Source organism: Paenibacillus sp. CECT 9249 (assembly GCF_918697855.1).
In the GTDB taxonomy this organism is placed as follows: Bacteria; Bacillota; Bacilli; order Paenibacillales; family Paenibacillaceae; genus MSJ-34.
The window spans coordinates 1-16,778 of the sequence record NZ_CAKKLI010000020.1 but is presented as its reverse complement, the minus strand read 5'-3'; the positions used below and the strand labels follow the sequence as shown (position 1 = coordinate 16,778).

Genomic DNA, 16,778 nt, shown 5'->3' with positions numbered 1-16,778 from the left:
TTCTGCAAAGTATGCTTCGTTTACGACTAATGGAAAGGACTACAGGAATAAGGTGTTAAACGATAAAATCGAGGTTTCTATTGTTCTCGACTTGGAATGGATAGATACACCTAGTGATTTTTAATTGAAAACAAGAATATCCAAGAGAGCGTCCTTATCGGGGCGTTCTCTTTTTATATAGATATTTCTTCAAAGAGCCGGTTGTCCCTCTCAGGCAGCCGGCATTTTTCATGAAAGGAGGAACAGCGAATGACGAAGGTGATTGCTCTTGCCAATCAGAAAGGCGGTGTCGGCAAAACGACTACGGCTGTTAATTTGGGTATTGGCTTGGCGACTGAAGGTAAAAAGGTTCTTCTAGTGGATGCGGATGCACAAGGCAATTTGACAGATGCGTTGGGTTACCGCGAACCGGATAATTTGTCAATTTCTTTGGCTACACTGCTCGTTAAAAATATGTTGGAAGAATCGTATCCGCCCCAAAAAGGCATTTTGCACCATCCCGAAGGGATTGACCTAATGCCCGGTAACATCGAATTGTCTGCTGTTGAAGTCTCGCTTGTCAATACAATGAGCAGGGAAACGATCTTGCGCTCCTATATAGACAAGGTGAAAAAGGACTATGATTATGTCCTTATTGACTGTATGCCCAGCTTGGGCATGTTGACCATCAATGCACTGGCGGCCGCTGATAGCGTCATCATTCCGGTTCAGGCGCATTATTTACCGGCGAAAGGAATGACGCAGCTTTTGCAAACCGTTTCCCGTGTCCGACGCCAAATCAACCCGAAGTTGCTGGTAGATGGCGTGCTGCTGACGATGGTGGACAGCCGGACCAACTTTGCCAAGGATATTTCCTTTGTTCTTCGGCGTGATTATGGAGACAAGCTGCGTGTGTTTCAAACGGAAATTCCGCTTTCCATCCGTGCGGCGGAAACGAGCGCCAAGGGGAAGAGCATTTATAAGCATGATCCGAACGGACAAGTAGCCGAAGCGTATGCGGCATTTACAAAGGAGGTGAAGGGTATTGGCAAAGAAAGACGACAGACGCGCCAGCATCAAGCTGACCACAGTCGATGATTTGTTTTCGACCGATGAGAGCCGCGCCGATGCACAGCGGGAAAAAGTGATGGACATCCCGTTGTCAGAGATCAGCGATTTCCCCGATCATCCATTCAAAGTAAAGGCGGATGAAGCGATGCTGGAAATGGCAGATAGTGTGAAGCAATACGGCGTATTGGTTCCTGGACTAGTACGTCCGAAGGCAGATGGCGGTTATGAGATGGTCGCCGGACATCGGCGGAAAAAGGCGAGCGAGCTGGTGGGTATGGAAACGATGCCTTGCATCGTCCGCGAACTGGACGACGATCAAGCGACCATTATTATGGTGGACAGCAACCTGCAAAGGGAGCATATCGCGCCTAGCGAGAAGGCGTTTGCTTATAAGATGAAGCTGGAGGCGATGAAAAGACAGGCAGGCAGACCAAGTAAAGAAAATGTGTCCCAAGTTGGGACACAAAAACGTTCCGATGAACTGCTAGCAGATCAAGTTGGAGAAAGTCGCAATCAAATTCAGCGGTATATTCGCTTGACTCATTTGATCCCATCCATTCTTGAAATGGTAGATGAAAAACGGATCGCGTTTAATCCGGCTGTCGAGTTGTCTTATTTGGCCGAAAAAGAGCAACAAGACCTTTATGAAACGATACAGTCCGAAGACTGTACGCCCTCTTTGTCGCAGGCGCTGCGTATGAAGAAACTGAGTCAGGGCGGACGGCTCAATATGGATGTTATCTTCTCTATTTTGACGGAGGAAAAGCCCAATCAGAGGGAAAAAATGCACATTCAGCGGGAGCGCATTGATCGCTTTTTCCCTAAGAATTTCACTGAAAAACAAAAGGAGGACCTTATTGTTCAACTGTTGGAAAGCTGGTATCGCAAGCGGCAACGCGAACATGAACGATAATCTTAAGCAACATGAACAAAAATAGCCATTCCTTACTCTCCATTGCCGGGGAGTTTTTTTGTGCCTACAAGGAGGTGACGGAGATGCTCTTTACGGAAGGTAAACGGAGGAAATACGAACGATTAATGAAAGAAAGGCCCGGCTTCGACCGCAGAGAACCGGAAGATGAATCGGAACGTTCCAACACAGCTAAAGGGGAACGGAGAAAACGAAGGCGAGAAAAGCGGAAAAGCAATGAGAAGGAAGAAAGTTGAAATTCATTTGGTATAGAAAGGAGTCGTGAGCATGTCTTGGATCTATCGTCATCGCAAGATGCTGGTGATCGCTGCCATTTTGTTCGGCATTCTTTTGCTCGTGTCGGCTGTCATTTTTCACTTGATGAGACAAGCTGAACAACAGCAGGAACATCAGGAAGTGATCGCCCATTATGAGAGGCAAATAGAACAGTTAACAGCGATTAAAGAAGAATCGCTGCAAACGGTATGGACCGTGGCTCGAACCATTCCGGCCGGTGACCAGATCGAACCTGAAGACGTCACAGCAATGACCCTGCCGACCGCATTGGTTTCGCCCGAAATGATCGTTAAGGAAGAAGAGGCGGTCGGTAAACATGCCAAAGTTGAACTTCGCCCGGGAATGCCGCTTCTTGCTTCTGTGTTGTATGAGGGCAACCCAATTGCCAAGGATGTGCGGACACAAGAGTTTCAAATCATCCAGCTTCCGTCGCATCTCGGAAAATCACAGTATATCGATGTGAGGATCAACTTCCCGACTGGCGAAGATTTCGTTGTGCTTGCCAAAAAGCAGGTGCTTGATCGCGAGGGAACCGTCATTTGGCTGGAGATGAATGAAACCGACCTGCTGCTCACATCAAGCGCGATCATCGATGCCTATTTGCAAGGCGCAAGATTATACGCGGTGCCCTATATCGAACCGGGACTGCAAGAGGCAGCGACGGCGACTTATCCGGCCAATCCGATGGTGTTGGATTTATTGGAGCAAAACCCGAACCTAGTTGAGCAGGTTTCTACTGAACTGGCTCGTCAGCAACGCGAAAGGTTGGAAAGTAACTTAAATGAAATGAGTGAAGCGGACAAGATGCGGGTGATGTACGGCAATGTCACCGTTCAGCAACAACTCATGAATGAACGGGCCGCAACACAGCAAAGCAATGCCGCTCAGCAAATGCCACAGCCCCCTAGTTTCCCGGAGCAGGATGACCAAGAGTCGGTGCAAGGAGAAGATGAACAGCCGCCTTCTTCCCTTCCGGTCGTGGTAGAAGAAGAATCGCCCGAAGCGACGTTGCCCGATCCACCGCCAGCGTCCGAGCCAGAGTCAGAAACGGACCCGGATTATTCAGAAATCTTCAATCAATAAGGAGGAACCATGAAAAAGATTGTGTTTTTAGGAGCGCCGGATAAAAGCCATGTGCTGTTATTGCTAGGCAAACTCCTGGCCGCAATGGATTACAAGGTGCTGGTGGTGGACTCTACTCTCGCGCAAACGACACAGGGATATTTGCCGCAGGAAGAATTACGCGCTCCGCTCTACGAGTTTGAAGGCATAGACGTGGCCTGTGGTTTTATCTTGTTTTCGCAGTTGGAACGATACTTGTATCAAAAAGCAAGTGGCATGGATTACGATGTGATGCTGATGGACACCGACCATACCGAAATGGTCAAAGGGTGGGAGTTACCCCATTACGACAAGCGGATCTGGTGCAGCAATTTCAACCGATTGACCATGCAGCGAAATGTCGAATTGATGCAGCGGTTATGCTTGCATGAAGCACAGAATCAACCGGTATCGTTTTACAAGATGATGCTATCCGTTGTTCCTCTGACTGTCACCGAGGCGTATCTCGATTCCGCCTTTGCTCAGCAGACCATTCGCTGGGAGGAAGCGGTTTTTCGTTTTCCGCTGGATGAGCATGATGTATCCGCCGAGCTGGAAAACCAGCATCATGGCCGCATCGATGTGAAGGGACTATCGGGAACGTACCGCCGCACGATATGGGAGATGGCACAACAGTTGTTTGATTGGGACGACAAAACCGTTCGCAAGGCATGGAAGCGACTTCGCCAAGAACGCGCTACCTTCCGTCGCTAATCAAGCTGATCAAAATGATTGAGAAAAGGAGGGGACACGGTGACGGGACATACAATCGTGTTTTGGAGTCCGGTATCGGGAACCGGGACAACGAGCAATCTGGCAGCGACTGCCTCGGTCATGGGACTGGAGTGTTCGGCACATATGTTGCTGCTGGGTCATTGTGAAAGTCACGATATCGCCTTGAAGCAATGCTTTTATCAAACGCATGCCTCTCGGGAGATGGACATGGATGTCTCAGTCAATATGGGTGTAGATGCGTTATTGCGACTGCTGCAAAACCGAAAATTGCAACCCAACATGATTCGGGATTACACGCTGCCTTTGTTAAAGGACAGGCTCGACTTGCTGCCGGGTTCAAGCAAGCCGGATGATCGTTTTATTGACATGGCCACGCCTTGGATGGAACCGCTGCTAAGCATGGCGAAACGGATGTATGATCTTGTGTTTGTGGATGGCGGCAGCGGAAATTCATCGGAATGGACCAACGGTTTACTGCGGCTGGCGGATGTGCTGGTGGTGTGCCTCCCGCAAAATCGGTTGGCTGTCCATCGTTTTTTTCGGATGGATGAACTTCAAGCGATGCTCGCAACTAAAAAGCATGTGCTCGTGTTCGGAAAATATGATCGGTACTCATCTTTGACCCATAAAAATTTGTTGCGTCCTTATGGACGGCATTTGCGAGTATATTTGGTCAGTTACAATACACGGTGGTTGGATGATGGACAAAACGGGCAGGCGATTTCTTACATGTATCGCAATCGGCAAGTGCCGCGGGAACATGAAAACTATCTGTTCATGCGAGACGTGCGAGCGTTGGCACTTGCGTTGATTGAACAAACGGGCTTGCACAATGCCTTTTTCGGTGGGAAGGAGACCCCGATATGATGGGCGCGTTACATGGTCTGTTGATCGGAGGCATTGTCTTAATAGGCGTATTGTTCCTGTATTTGCGCATGAGCCGAACCTTGCCGGAACGCCAGCAGGAAGCGCCGGTGTACACGTTGAAGGCGATGGAAGAATACGTCAAAAGAGCACTGCATGGCGTGATAAGCGCCAACCTGACGGATTACGGTCTATCAGAAGAAGAGTACCGGCGACGGAAAAACAAGCGGGCCGAGATGAAAAAAGCGCTGCGTGGATGCACGTCTGGCGATCTGCGTGACAAAATGTATGTCAAGCAATATATAACCGATTTGCTTGCACAGCACTATACGTTGGATCATGAACATCTGAACCGGTTGATCCCGTTTGATTGCCCTGAATCGTTGTCGCATCAGGATCGGTTTGACATCTTGCTTCATGTATACAAAAAACGTCACGGCTATCATGCGCTTAGCGAACTCATACGCCGCTATGATCTGGATCGGCCCAAGCCGGATGCCCATGAAGAACAGGAGCTGTCTTACCGTATTACGTCTGAGGAGATCGGCGAGATTTATGAACAAGAGGACGTCCAGCTATCGGAAGAGGATAAACTGCAAATCGTGGTGCAGCGCATTTACCAGCACTACAAAGGCTTTAGTGTCGTGGACGAACTGCGCGATATGCGCATTGACGGCGTGTCCGGCGGAGTTTCCGGTTTGCCGCCTTCCGTATGGGAAGAAACTTGGGATTGGGACGGGGATGTTCAACTCGGCGAAGTGCCGCGCGCGCATGACAGTGTGTGGGTTTTTTATGAAGGGAAATCCATCCACCTTAGTTTCCTCTCCTTTGGATCGGAACTGGAACTGCGGCGCGTATGCCAAAACATCTACAAGCATAATTTTCCCGGCCAGTTGTCCGAAACGACCGGATACAAGGTGAATGAAATGGCCGACGGTTCTCGTGTCGTGGTGCTGCGCCCCCGATTTGCCGAGTCGTGGGCTTTTTTTGTGCGCAAGTTTGATGTGCAAAATGCCACTTTGGAACAGCTGATTCGCGATGAACATGCGGAACTGCCGATTGCCCTGATTCGCTATCTTGTGATGGGAGAGCGCATTACGGCGATAACTGGCGCGCAAGGCAGCGGGAAAACGACGCTGCTTATGGCCATGGTTCGTCATATATCCGCCCTGCTCCCGATTCGCGTTCAGGAGATGAGCTTTGAACTGCAACTGCGTAAAATTTATCCGAATCGCAATATTCTCAGCCTTCGGGAAACCGAAACGATCTCCGGTCAGGCTGGGCTGGACATACAGAAAAAAACGGACGGCTCGGTCAACATTTTGGGTGAGGTGGCGACCGATCCGGTAGCGGCCTGGATGATCCAAATGGCGCAAGTGGCTTCGTTTTTTACATTGTTTACCCACCACGCCAAAACGTTTCGCGATTTGGTGTTGTCCTTGCGCAATTCATTGCTCAAAACCGGCGTGTTTACCAATGAACAGGTGGCAGAACAGCAAGTGGTCAGCGTCATCAACTTTGATATTCATTTAAAACGGGATGCGGACGGTCGCCGCTATATCGAGCGCATCACGGAATGCGTACCGCTTGCACAGGAAATGCCTTACCGGACAGACTTTCGCGAGAAAAAGACGCTGGATGAGAAGATGGATGCGTTTATGGAGACGGTGACGGACTACTTCCATCGCTCCACGGATCGGAAACTGTATGAAGCGCGAAATGTCATTGAATATCGGGACGGCCGTTATGTTGCGGTTCATCCGTTGTCCGAACAAAGCCGCAAAGAGATTGCCGAGCGGCTTGCCGGTCCGGACCAGGCAGCTTTCGAGGCGTTTTTGTGTAATTGGGGGGATAGCGATGAATCTTGAGTGGCTTTCCCTGTTGCTTGGCGGAGTGACGCTGTTGTTTCTAGCAGCGGTCATAGCGTTTCAATTTTTGTCCCGCTATGGGGAAGCCGGGGCAGCACGAAAATATGAAGCCTTGCGTCAACCTGCCAAAACGAGCAACAAGCAGGCATTGCACAACGGCATGCAGCAACTCTATACCCTCTGCTCTCGTGTGCCGCTCTTGCGTACCTACCTGCACTTCATCCGCCGTCGCATGGTCATTCTCCACTTGGGCGATGAGTGGAAGCTGCGTCTGGAGACGATGCGGACGGCGCTTTGGCTCTGGGGCATGTTGCTTGCAGCGGCTGTGCCGATCACGCTTTGGGTGCGCGATGTATTTACACTTGTCATGCTGATGATTGGCGGTTGGGTTTGCCACGGCATGTTAACAGACGTATTCGTACAACGGTTGGAAATGCGATTGTTGCGTCAGCTACGCCAGTTTTTCGGGGATGTCCGTCATCATTATCACCGACACGGAATGGTAGAAGAAGCGATTTACGAAGCGACGGATGAAGCGCCGTATGAAATGACTTTGCACGGCCAGGAAATCGTTGAAGTGTTGACCGACAGCCACGCGGAAGAACGACTGGAACAATACTTGGAAGCGGCTCCGAACCGTTATTTGAAAGGTTTGGCCGGATTGTCGTATCTGGTGAAGGAATACGGAGACAAACAAACGGATAGCGGATCATTGTATTTGAAGGCATTGGGAAAATTGGCCGGTGAATTAAACTTTGAACTGTTGCGCCGGGAACGCCTTGGTTTTTTGTTGCATGGGCTGTCCGTTATTGCCCTGCTTCCGCTCTTGTTTACCCGTCCGATTGAAGCATGGGCCAGCTATTATTTTTCGGCGATGGACGCCTTTTACAGCAGTGTGATGGGTTGGAGCATAAAGCTCGGCTTGATGGGGGGCGTTTGGCTCTCCTATGTTCTGCTTCGTCATATTCAGAACTTGGAGACCTCACCGAAAATCACCAGCCGAAAGAGATGGGAAAAATGGGCGCACGGCCGGGGCTGGATGCGTTGGCTCGTTCACCGTTTGGGTCCTGCTCCTGGCTCAAGGGAAGCGGAACGGATGGTGAAGCTGCTGAAAGAAACGGCTTCTCCTTTGCGGTTGGAATGGTTTTATGTCCAGCGAATCGTGGCGGGAAGCATGGCTTTTCTTGCAGCAATGGGACTATTCATAGCTTTGCATTATGCGGATCGGCATCAAGTGCTGTACGCGCCGGTGTATGCTGATACGCTGTTTGGTCAAGCGACGCCTGAGGAGCAGGAAAAAGCGCTTGAAGCAGCCGTGCTGGATCGGAGAATCATCGATAAAGTAAAGGGGGTGAGGCCTACAGAGGAGTCGCTCTTGGAGCTGTTGCGAAAGGAGACTGGAGGAGAACGTTCGGATGAAGCGCTTCGCGCGGATACACAGCGCATTATGGGCAAGTTGGAGAAACTCGACAGGCAATACGTCAAATGGTGGCAAGCACTATTGACCGTTTTGGCGGGCTGGGTCGGCTACTGGGCGCCGGTCGGCATTCGCCTGTTTCAGCGCAAGATGCGGCAAATGGAAATGAAGCATGAAGTGGATCAATTGCAGGCGGTCATTGCGATGCTGGCCGATATGGATCGCATGTCGGTAGAGCATTTGCTAATTTGGATGGAGCAGTTCGCCCGCGTGTTCGAAGAGCCGCTGCAAACATGCCTGCTCCATTTTGATCAAGGCGCTGAACAGGCGCTGGAGCAGCTCAAGGAGGATGCGCCTTTTCAGCCATTCGTGCGCATGGTGGAAAAGCTGGAACTGGCGGCAAGCACGCTGCCGATTCGAAAAGCGTTTGATGATTTGGAGTCCGAGTACGTGTATGCACAGGAAGAACGCAAGCAGGAGTACGAACGATTGATTGAGCACAAGGCGGGCTGGGGCAGAATGATCGGGTTCGCACCAATGATGGCGCTCATTTTCGGTTATCTGGTCATTCCGCTCATTGTTGTCAGCTTGAACCAAATGTCGGTGTACTACGAGCAATTGCAACGCATTCAATGATTCACCCTTAGCGGTGCTTTCCATGTTGGAAAGGACCGTTTTTTATTTCTACATTTAAAGGAGAGATCGACCATGTCCAATGCACAAAAGGCGCTGGTAATGGCGGCGGGCATTTTCCTCGCAATTGCGCTCATTACCCTCGCCGTCGTGTTGTTTATTTCCGCACAAGATTCAACAAAAGCAGCTCAAAGCAATTTTAGCAATATCCAAACGGAATTATCTCAGACGGCCTTTACGGTGTATGACAACACCACACTTTCGGGCAGCCAAGTCGTCAATGCTCTGCGCAAGTTTTCGGATCAGGAGCAGTTTGGCATTCAAATTATCACCGGGAAAAACCCGACCGGACAGTGGTATGGCAAAGTCATCAACATTGGCGTTCCAATGGACAGCATCACATATGGATCGGTCGTTGGCGATGCGCCTGGACGTCTGGAGCATACCGTCGATGAAGCCAATGTGAACTATGTCAATCCAAGCGGAAAGTTTCAGGCGAAATTGGTGCTGGATCGCAGCAACGTCATTCGCGGGATCGTGTTCCGCCAACAATAAGGCACGAAAACGAAATGAAGCCAAGGGGTGTCCGTCTAGCTGGCGCCCCCTTTTGCTGAAAGGAGGAAGCCATTGGATTACACGACTCGAACGATGTTGGAGATGAGTGCATCCTGTCTCCTGTTTTTGATCGCCGTGGTTAGCGGGCTATGGCTGTTTCAAAACGGCGCGACGCTTGCCGATTCGGCTTATTTCTCCGGTATGACGCAGGACCGGACCATCCGGCAAACGTTGTCTCCCTTGTCCGGTGATGGCAGTATGTCGGGAACCGAAATGTTTCAGGCCATCGCGCGGTTGGAAGAAGGAGAAGCGGAAATCGTGGTGGATGGCGTCCGATACGCATCACCGGTGAACCGGGAGCAATGGTTTTCAGACAGAATCCAACTCCATGGCCGCTACAGCGTCTCGTACGAACGTGACACGGACGGGCGGCTGTTGCGCCTGGTAGTCGTCACACGTTGAGGAGAATGCCATGAACAGTTATATCAAAGTGTTTGCGATACTGCTTGCCGTACTGCTGCTTTACATCTACCCGATTTACACAGCGTTCCAGCAGCAGGATGATATTTCAGAATTAGTCGTCCTGCGGGCGACAACGGCTTTTGTGGATGCGGTACGTGACAAAGGATATATTTCACCGACCATGTACACCGATTTCAGACAGGCCATTGAGGCGACGGGCCTTGATTTCGATGTGCAGATGGAACATGAAAGCAAGAAATATGTGCCGGTATATGACGATCCGACCAGGCCGGAAACGTTCCAGGGCACGTATGAAGTGCATTACGATGCGTTTTACAACGCTCAAATCTTGCCGGTGCTGTTTCCCGGTAGCTCTGCCCCCAGAGACGACCCGTCAAGAAGGTACAAACTGCGGGTGGGCGATACGTTCACCGTCACGGTCAATAACGTGAGCCGTACGCCCGGCACGGTCTTGTTTGATTTTCTGAACAGCACCGTCAGCCCGAACGATAAAATATTCATTCCTTATGGCGGGGTGGTACGCAATGAAGTGGATTGAATGGGCTGTCGTCGGCGTGCTGATCTTTTTCCCGTTTGCCACGATCAATCAGATTGACGTGGAACTAATGCGTCAAACGATGCTGCTCGAGCTGCGTTATGACGCTGCCTTGGATGCAGCGGTGGATGCGGCGGCACAAGCACTCATCACCAATGCTGATCAGCAGCATGAGTCACGCTACGAGTCGGTCAAGCGAGTGGCGGTCAACAGGGAGGAAGCGCTCACGGCGTTTTACCGGACGTTGTACGCCAATTTCGGCATATCCGGCGATCCGGTTGCGCAAGGGGTTTTGAACCGTTACATTCCGGTGATTGTCGTCATTGGATACGATGGGTTTTATGTTTATGCCGAGGATGAATGGACAGATCGTAACGGCCAAACGGTCATGGCACCGGCTTGGGGAACCAAACGGCCGTATGCGTATACCGATTCAAGCGGCAACAGCTATTCCTTTACGTTGGACGAACAAGTGCTGGTGTATGCCGCGGCGACTCGCAGTTGGCATGAAGGTTTTCGCAGGGACATTCAGGCGGAGGCCAACATTCCGTTGTTACGAGATGCGGCGTTATTTAATGAAGTGCGGCGCAGCACCATCGTGGGCGCAATACAAGATGAGCTGTCCTATCGGATCAACAAGCATAACGAGGTCGCCCTTCGAAATGGTCTTTCCTATACGTTTACACTGCCGTCCATCCCGCTAGAGGAATGGCACAACACGATTGCCGATGTGGGCGTTGTGGCTTTTATGCAGGGAATTCCGATGGGACGCAAGGAATATAACAACTACGCACTGGGCGGCAGCCGCGTAATGAAGCAAACGGAGATTGTAGGAGCGATGAAAGACAATATGAAAGTATATTATCGCAGAAGCTGTCCGTACTCCTATCCGATAGAAGAAACGTTCGCAAGTGAAAAAGCGGCTGCGCAACAGGGCTATATGCCGCTTTCTTGTTCTTCTTTCTAAGGGTGGACAGTCTGATTCATGCACATTATGCTAGTAGTAACGTACAACCAGTCCAGTCAGGATTACTTGAATAAGAGGTGAAATGAGTGAAGAAATGATTTATGGCCATGACGATTGCCGTCCTGGTTAGCAGCTTGTTCGGGGTTACGGCAAGTGCTGCCAGTCTTCCTCCTACGTTTGTAAGCGTGGTGCTGGACGGCAAGAAAATATGGTTTCCCGATGCCCAAGCTTATGTTGATGAGAACCAGCGGACATTAGTGCCGGTTCGCTTTGTCACAGAGTCGCTCGGTGCCAAGGTTGGCTGGGAAGCTCCGAGCCAATCGGTACCGATTGAACGGGACGGCCAGCAGATTCGACTGCAAATCGGTTCAAATATTGCGCTTGTCAATGGACAAGAGGTCGCTTTAGATACGCAAGTGGTAACCAAGGACGGCCGGACGTTTGTGCCGCTGCGTTTTGTCAGCGAGGTGCTGGGCGCAGAGGTGGAATGGGACGGCAGTACGTCAACGGTGACAATTCACACGAAGGACATCTCTGAGAGCGACACGGATAAATGGGGCCGCTTGCTCCGCACGACGGATCTTCCGAAAAATGCGGCGGACTATCCCTACATTTTGGCCGATGTTCCTAATGAGATGTACGAGATGAAATATCCTTATGCGCGTCCAGATGGCAGCAAAGTGTCTTCCGAACTATACGCAACGATTCCCGAATACAACAAGAAGAACGTAGACATCTGGATGGGACACTTAAAAGCGTTTGGCGCTTTGTTGTTAAATGTGGATTACCGCACGATTGATGATACGTGGGCGCAGGGGATGTTTGCAACGAAGATGCAAAACTCGAACGCAGAATTGAGATATATTCGTGAATACGTGGATTGGGTGAAGGAAAACCAAATTCACATTATGGGTTATCTGGACCCGGAACCGTCCATGATTTTTTATGACGGGTTTGGAGCGGATTATATTCGCGTCAAGTTTCGGGTTCAATTCCTCTCGTTTAAACAACATGAACGGTTGATTTATGATAACTGGTTTCCGCAGGAAACAGATTTTGAGAAGAATGTGTGGTATGAAGGGTACGCCGACATCAAAATGGTCACCAATGTCGGCGGCAATTGGGGAAGCACGTTGAAAGTCTCGCCAACGGCCAGCTTGTTTTTCAACCACACGATTTCAAAGGTGGAATGATCGGTGAACAATAGAAAACTTTATCAACGAGTACTGTGCATGCTGCTGGCATGCATTTTTTTTATGCCTATATTTGCAGTTCAGGAAGCGAAGGCTGGACCGCCTCAAGTGATTATCCGTGACGGCAAGATTCAATTCGAAATTACCAGCACGGCGGCGAGCACTTCGATTCGGTATCGGACGGTGGGCTGGGTGGTGACCCGGGAGCAAGTTTGCAGCACAACATCGCCCAAACAATGCGCTGACTCGCGCAGCAGGCCGCATGCCTTGTTTATGAATCAGGAAGTACGACAAATCGGGCAGCATCCCGATCCTCCTGTACCGGGGCAACCGTTGACATCATACTACGAAATCCCCGAAGAAATCGTGACGCAGCGCCTCTGGCAAGCAGGAATGGAAGGCATTCAGAACAATGACGATCTTTACTTTTATGCTGTGATGGTATCGGTCAATGCGGACGGCTCGGTGCGGAAAGGTCCGTTTTATACGTTGTCCGGGATCAAACAAGCGGAAGGCTGGAGATTTCCGGACGATCTGGATGATTACTTTGGCTTGCATATTCCATATCGTAGTGCGGAATTCCCGGTGGACGTTATCGCTAAAACAGTAGACGGACGGGTGATTGACCGACCGGATGTGACATTTGAAAAAGGAAAGTTCGAGATCGGGGAAACGATCATTCATGAATTTCCGGCGGTGATCGAAGACAATGGAAAAACGTATACCATCGCTCGCTCCTATATATCACCGAAGCAAGACCCGTCACGAAAAACATGGGTGCAGGAAAACCCGGAAACGAACGAAAAAGTGCGCATTCGCAGCTTTACGGTCGCGCTTGGCGGAACGAATCTAATCGCCGAATACTCTGAGAAAAATACGGTGAAGGCGATTTATATGACAGAAGGCGGCCAAGTTCTGAAAGAGGTGGATAAAGGCGAACATGCGACTGGAGATGAAGTGAATCACACGTTTGAAGCCACGCTCACCAAAGACGGGCAGACGTATGAAATCATCCGGTCTTATATCACGAACAACAACAAACCCGACGAGAAATTATTTATTCAGGAAAAAGGAGATAGCAAGTTGCTGGATCGGTCCATCTTTGTCGGTTCTGGAGGCTCCAATTTTATCAGCATATACAAAGGGGGAAATGGCGATACGGATGACGAAACAGAGCCTGGAGCTGTCAAGGGAAACGAAGTGATGAATCCCGATGCTTCGGCTGTGATCCGGGCGGATACTCGCGGTGCGGAACGCTTCGACGTGCTTCAAGGCATCCCGACATCGGAGAGTCTCTATGTTCAAGCGAATGCCAAAGCATATCTGTACCGAAACAAATTTACGGAAATCAAAGGGACGAAGACGTACCCGATTACCGTTAGCCGAACATACACGCTGCGCTGGACGGAATACGTTTCCGGTCCCCTTGACAGCGAAGGCAATCCGACCAGAGTGCCTGTTTCACGCTCGGATACGCAAACCGTAACGAAAAGCTATACCGTGGAGCGCAAGTACAGCTACTGGCTCATTGACCGTCTGGAGGTATACGGCTTGCAAAAAGCAGAGGTTTCCAACTACGCATTGCCTAGCGGACAAGTTGCCTTGCAGCCGAATAGCTACACCCCGCCGAGGGTCTCGGTTTCTCACGACACTTCCCGTGAGGCCCACATCACCGATCCTGTCTATCAAAATGTATCGTTGCCTGGGCAGACAATTCAAGGAGGTTCCAGTCGCCCGTCCGTTCCTAATGAGGATTGGACCAACGCAGCGGAACAGGCTGTCGGAAAAATCAAAGTGAAAAATGACTCACTGATCTTTAACGGGCAAACGATCATGGACAACCGGATCACGGAAGAAACCGCCCCGCCCCCGAGGGAGATACCGACTCCGCCCGAGGTCGGACAAAAAGTTCTGTATAGCAGCGGTTTGTTGATCGATGCCAGCAAAAGCAACAAGGCCGAACAGCCAAGCTCCGGCACGATCTTCTATACGCTCATCGAAGGAATTGGAGGCGGCCAGAACCAAAGCTATCCCATTGATGGCATTAATCCGGTGACGGTGCATACACCGGTCGTCAATCAGGCTTCCGTATCTGACGATCAGGCGCATAATCAAAAAACGCTGCCGACCACAGGGAGAGCCGCGCTTATTCTGGATCGTCCATTTACGGTCATCATCCCAACCAATGGAGCACATCGGGATATAAAGGGTTACGGCAATCGCGACTATGGCAAGTATATGCGCGACAAGCAAGTATGGTTTCCGTTTGACGTGTACAAAGCGGATCGGAAAACGCTGATCCCGAAAGAAACATGGACGTCGATCCCGGTCGGCCAGATTCAGACAACGTTTTATTTACCTGTTTGGGTGGACGAGGGCAATTATGATGTACTATTCCGAACCATTGCTGAAAACAGTCCTCCCTCCTTTACGTCACAAATGAACGCCAATTTAGACTTGACGCACCATGTGGCCACACAGGTTGTGCCGGTTGAAGTGATCGGCCGTGTCTATGATTTCCGCATCACAGACATTGCCGACTTTAATTGGGAGACCGTATTTCGCAGAGAACGAGGAAGTGCAACGCCGACTGGCAACGCTTATTGGGTGGGGACGAAGGGCATCGACGGCGCAGCACGGGGTAATCAGCCTCCTTACGTGTTGCCGATTCGACCGGGGAGCCATCCGGATGCCGGTAAGAAAAACGTGGCTGTCAAAACGGGCTATCATATTAAATTTGAATTGAAGAGTATGGGCAATATGTTTGGTTCGGGCGACGGGATCAAGATTACGCCAACCTTCTATTTTGTCGACAGCAAGGGTAAGAACCGGCAAGAGGTGGACTTGTACTATCATTCGGGGAATAAACGGTTTATTCGTATTGGCTCCAGTGCAGATGTGGAGCGACGTCATGTGACGCTGGACACCCGCTTGCGCAATATGTCCCAACAGGAACTGACGAACACGGCATCTTCCCTTTGGTCGCTGAACGGTGCGTCTGTCAACCGGCAAACGTTTATTCAGCAGTTTTTGAAAGATGCACAGCAGCCCGTTTACGTGGGCGGATATGATGTCATGTTGCTCCCGCCACGGCTTCGGACATTTATCGGCAGTATGGAAGTTCCTTCCGGCATCGACGTTTCGCGTGCTCATGCGTCAGTGCAGCGCTGGGTCGGCGAATACAGTCTACCTGCCGCACCGTATGTCGTCCCCAAAGGATTCAACTTGGCCGAGTACGGACGCACCAATCGGCTGGACGATAAGTCGCCTATTTTTTTGCGGGACGGGTACATCATTGTCAATTTCAATATTGAAACGATTCGCAATCAGCAGGTGAATCAACCACATTTGCAGTATATCCACGCACCGCTCAGCAATCAATGGCGACGAGAAGGGTTTCAGCATCGCTTTGTCGACCCGTATGGAGCAACGTTTAGTTTGCAGGACGGCGATGTGGTGTTCTATCATGCCGACCTGTCTTCTTATGATGACTTTGGAACAGGAGGTACCCATTAAATTCACCAGCCGGGAGGAAGAAAAAAAACGGAACAGCAACGTTAGTGGAAACGGAGGTTCGGGCGATGTTTGGCGAACTTCAACCGTTAGCATCGGAAGAGACACCTTACTTCTATTCAGCGATCGCGACTCAAAGCAAGGAACTCAGCTATATCGGTCATTTGCGAGGAGATTTCGGCACTGATGACGATCAGTTTTGGATGTCATGGTCGGATCATGCCGGGGAACGGAGGACGCTTGCCTTTCGCGAGGAATTGGCGGCACTTGTGCAACATTTGCAATGGCAAGGAATTTTGCTCAATTTGAATGAGATGCGAGCCTATTGCAGACGGCACCCGGAAGCACGTATCCCCGGCGCATGGCATTCCGATGTTTGTGGTTTCTGTTTACAAACCACTCACTATCGCTATTATATTCGCTGCGTCCCCCATCTTGGCGATTACAACTTCTATATCTACTGCTATCGCAAGAATCACTTGCTTGGACGATCTGTTCAGCAAAACCAGAACGGCGCGGTAAACCTTGTGAAGTCCAGCGGTAAGATGTCAAGTCCCTGATTCTTGAGAATTGGAAATTTTCTTGGCCGTAAAGCAAGGGAGTCAGGGAAAATGACAGCACCAAACTAAACCCAGCCCGAAAATCAAGTCATTTACC

Annotated in this window: 15 protein-coding genes; all 15 read left to right on the top strand. The window is 50.4% G+C overall.

Features of this window, described 5'->3' with window-relative positions:
• Positions 1 to 249 precede the first annotated feature (249 nt).
• The 15 genes from LQ229_RS15090 to LQ229_RS15020 all read left to right on the top strand — a co-directional run bounded on the left by LQ229_RS15090 (position 250) and on the right by LQ229_RS15020 (position 16,681).
• The gene (locus LQ229_RS15090) at positions 250 to 1,077 is read left to right on the top strand and encodes an AAA family ATPase (RefSeq protein ID WP_230192181.1); all 828 of its coding nucleotides are present in this window, start codon (positions 250 to 252) and stop codon (positions 1,075 to 1,077) included.
• The gene (locus LQ229_RS15085; protein ID WP_230192180.1) at positions 1,025 to 1,963 is read left to right on the top strand and encodes a ParB/RepB/Spo0J family partition protein; all 939 of its coding nucleotides are present in this window, start codon (positions 1,025 to 1,027) and stop codon (positions 1,961 to 1,963) included. Before LQ229_RS15090 ends, LQ229_RS15085 begins: the two co-directional genes overlap by 53 nt.
• Before the next feature lie 83 nt (positions 1,964 to 2,046).
• A complete protein-coding gene (locus tag LQ229_RS15080) occupies positions 2,047 to 2,217 on the top strand; it encodes a hypothetical protein (protein WP_230192179.1) in 171 nt (56 codons plus the stop codon).
• A gap of 31 nt (positions 2,218 to 2,248) precedes the next feature.
• The gene (locus LQ229_RS15075; RefSeq protein WP_230192178.1) at positions 2,249 to 3,340 is read left to right on the top strand and encodes an SAF domain-containing protein; all 1,092 of its coding nucleotides are present in this window, start codon (positions 2,249 to 2,251) and stop codon (positions 3,338 to 3,340) included.
• Positions 3,341 to 3,349: 9 nt separating this feature from the next.
• Positions 3,350 to 4,072, top strand: coding sequence for a hypothetical protein (locus LQ229_RS15070; protein ID WP_230192177.1), 723 nt, complete (start codon positions 3,350 to 3,352; stop codon positions 4,070 to 4,072).
• 39 nt (positions 4,073 to 4,111) lie between these two features.
• Positions 4,112 to 4,960: a hypothetical protein gene (locus LQ229_RS15065; RefSeq protein WP_216539274.1), complete on the top strand. Its 849-nt coding sequence runs from the start codon at positions 4,112 to 4,114 to the stop codon at positions 4,958 to 4,960.
• Positions 4,957 to 6,825, top strand: a complete 1,869-nt coding sequence (locus LQ229_RS15060) for a CpaF/VirB11 family protein (RefSeq protein ID WP_230192176.1) — start codon at positions 4,957 to 4,959, stop codon at positions 6,823 to 6,825. Before LQ229_RS15065 ends, LQ229_RS15060 begins: the two co-directional genes overlap by 4 nt.
• Complete coding sequence (locus LQ229_RS15055; protein WP_230192175.1) at positions 6,815 to 8,878, top strand: hypothetical protein; 2,064 nt, start codon at positions 6,815 to 6,817, stop codon at positions 8,876 to 8,878. The genes LQ229_RS15060 and LQ229_RS15055 overlap by 11 nt, the downstream gene beginning before the upstream one ends.
• Before the next feature lie 72 nt (positions 8,879 to 8,950).
• Entirely contained in the window at positions 8,951 to 9,430 is a 480-nt protein-coding gene (locus tag LQ229_RS15050; RefSeq protein ID WP_054819771.1) for a hypothetical protein, read from the top strand.
• A gap of 72 nt (positions 9,431 to 9,502) precedes the next feature.
• Positions 9,503 to 9,892: a hypothetical protein gene (locus tag LQ229_RS15045; protein WP_216539277.1), complete on the top strand. Its 390-nt coding sequence runs from the start codon at positions 9,503 to 9,505 to the stop codon at positions 9,890 to 9,892.
• Between the two features lie 10 nt (positions 9,893 to 9,902).
• Positions 9,903 to 10,451 carry a hypothetical protein gene (locus LQ229_RS15040; protein ID WP_216539278.1) on the top strand — a complete coding sequence of 183 codons (549 nt, stop codon included), beginning with the start codon at positions 9,903 to 9,905 and terminating at the stop codon, positions 10,449 to 10,451.
• Positions 10,438 to 11,415, top strand: coding sequence for a hypothetical protein (locus LQ229_RS15035; protein ID WP_230192174.1), 978 nt, complete (start codon positions 10,438 to 10,440; stop codon positions 11,413 to 11,415). The genes LQ229_RS15040 and LQ229_RS15035 overlap by 14 nt, the downstream gene beginning before the upstream one ends.
• A 107-nt stretch (positions 11,416 to 11,522) precedes the next feature.
• Complete coding sequence (locus LQ229_RS15030; RefSeq protein ID WP_230192173.1) at positions 11,523 to 12,608, top strand: copper amine oxidase N-terminal domain-containing protein; 1,086 nt, start codon at positions 11,523 to 11,525, stop codon at positions 12,606 to 12,608.
• A 3-nt stretch (positions 12,609 to 12,611) separates the two neighbouring features.
• On the top strand, positions 12,612 to 16,124 hold the full coding sequence (locus tag LQ229_RS15025) for a DUF5704 domain-containing protein (RefSeq protein WP_230192172.1): 3,513 nt from the start codon (positions 12,612 to 12,614) through the stop codon (positions 16,122 to 16,124).
• 65 nt (positions 16,125 to 16,189) lie between these two features.
• Positions 16,190 to 16,681 carry a hypothetical protein gene (locus LQ229_RS15020; RefSeq protein ID WP_230192171.1) on the top strand — a complete coding sequence of 164 codons (492 nt, stop codon included), beginning with the start codon at positions 16,190 to 16,192 and terminating at the stop codon, positions 16,679 to 16,681.
• The last annotated feature ends 97 nt before the right edge of the window (positions 16,682 to 16,778 follow it).

Coding starts and splice junctions, on each gene's coding strand:
- LQ229_RS15030 (WP_230192173.1), top strand. CDS start 11,523: ATGACGATTGCCGTCCTGGTTAGCAGCTTGTTCGGGGTTACGGCAAGT.
- LQ229_RS15070 (WP_230192177.1), top strand. CDS start 3,350: ATGAAAAAGATTGTGTTTTTAGGAGCGCCGGATAAAAGCCATGTGCTG.
- LQ229_RS15040 (WP_216539278.1), top strand. CDS start 9,903: ATGAACAGTTATATCAAAGTGTTTGCGATACTGCTTGCCGTACTGCTG.
- LQ229_RS15035 (WP_230192174.1), top strand. CDS start 10,438: ATGAAGTGGATTGAATGGGCTGTCGTCGGCGTGCTGATCTTTTTCCCG.
- LQ229_RS15090 (WP_230192181.1), top strand. CDS start 250: ATGACGAAGGTGATTGCTCTTGCCAATCAGAAAGGCGGTGTCGGCAAA.
- LQ229_RS15060 (WP_230192176.1), top strand. CDS start 4,957: ATGATGGGCGCGTTACATGGTCTGTTGATCGGAGGCATTGTCTTAATA.
- LQ229_RS15075 (WP_230192178.1), top strand. CDS start 2,249: ATGTCTTGGATCTATCGTCATCGCAAGATGCTGGTGATCGCTGCCATT.
- LQ229_RS15020 (WP_230192171.1), top strand. CDS start 16,190: ATGTTTGGCGAACTTCAACCGTTAGCATCGGAAGAGACACCTTACTTC.
- LQ229_RS15055 (WP_230192175.1), top strand. CDS start 6,815: ATGAATCTTGAGTGGCTTTCCCTGTTGCTTGGCGGAGTGACGCTGTTG.
- LQ229_RS15080 (WP_230192179.1), top strand. CDS start 2,047: ATGCTCTTTACGGAAGGTAAACGGAGGAAATACGAACGATTAATGAAA.
- LQ229_RS15050 (WP_054819771.1), top strand. CDS start 8,951: ATGTCCAATGCACAAAAGGCGCTGGTAATGGCGGCGGGCATTTTCCTC.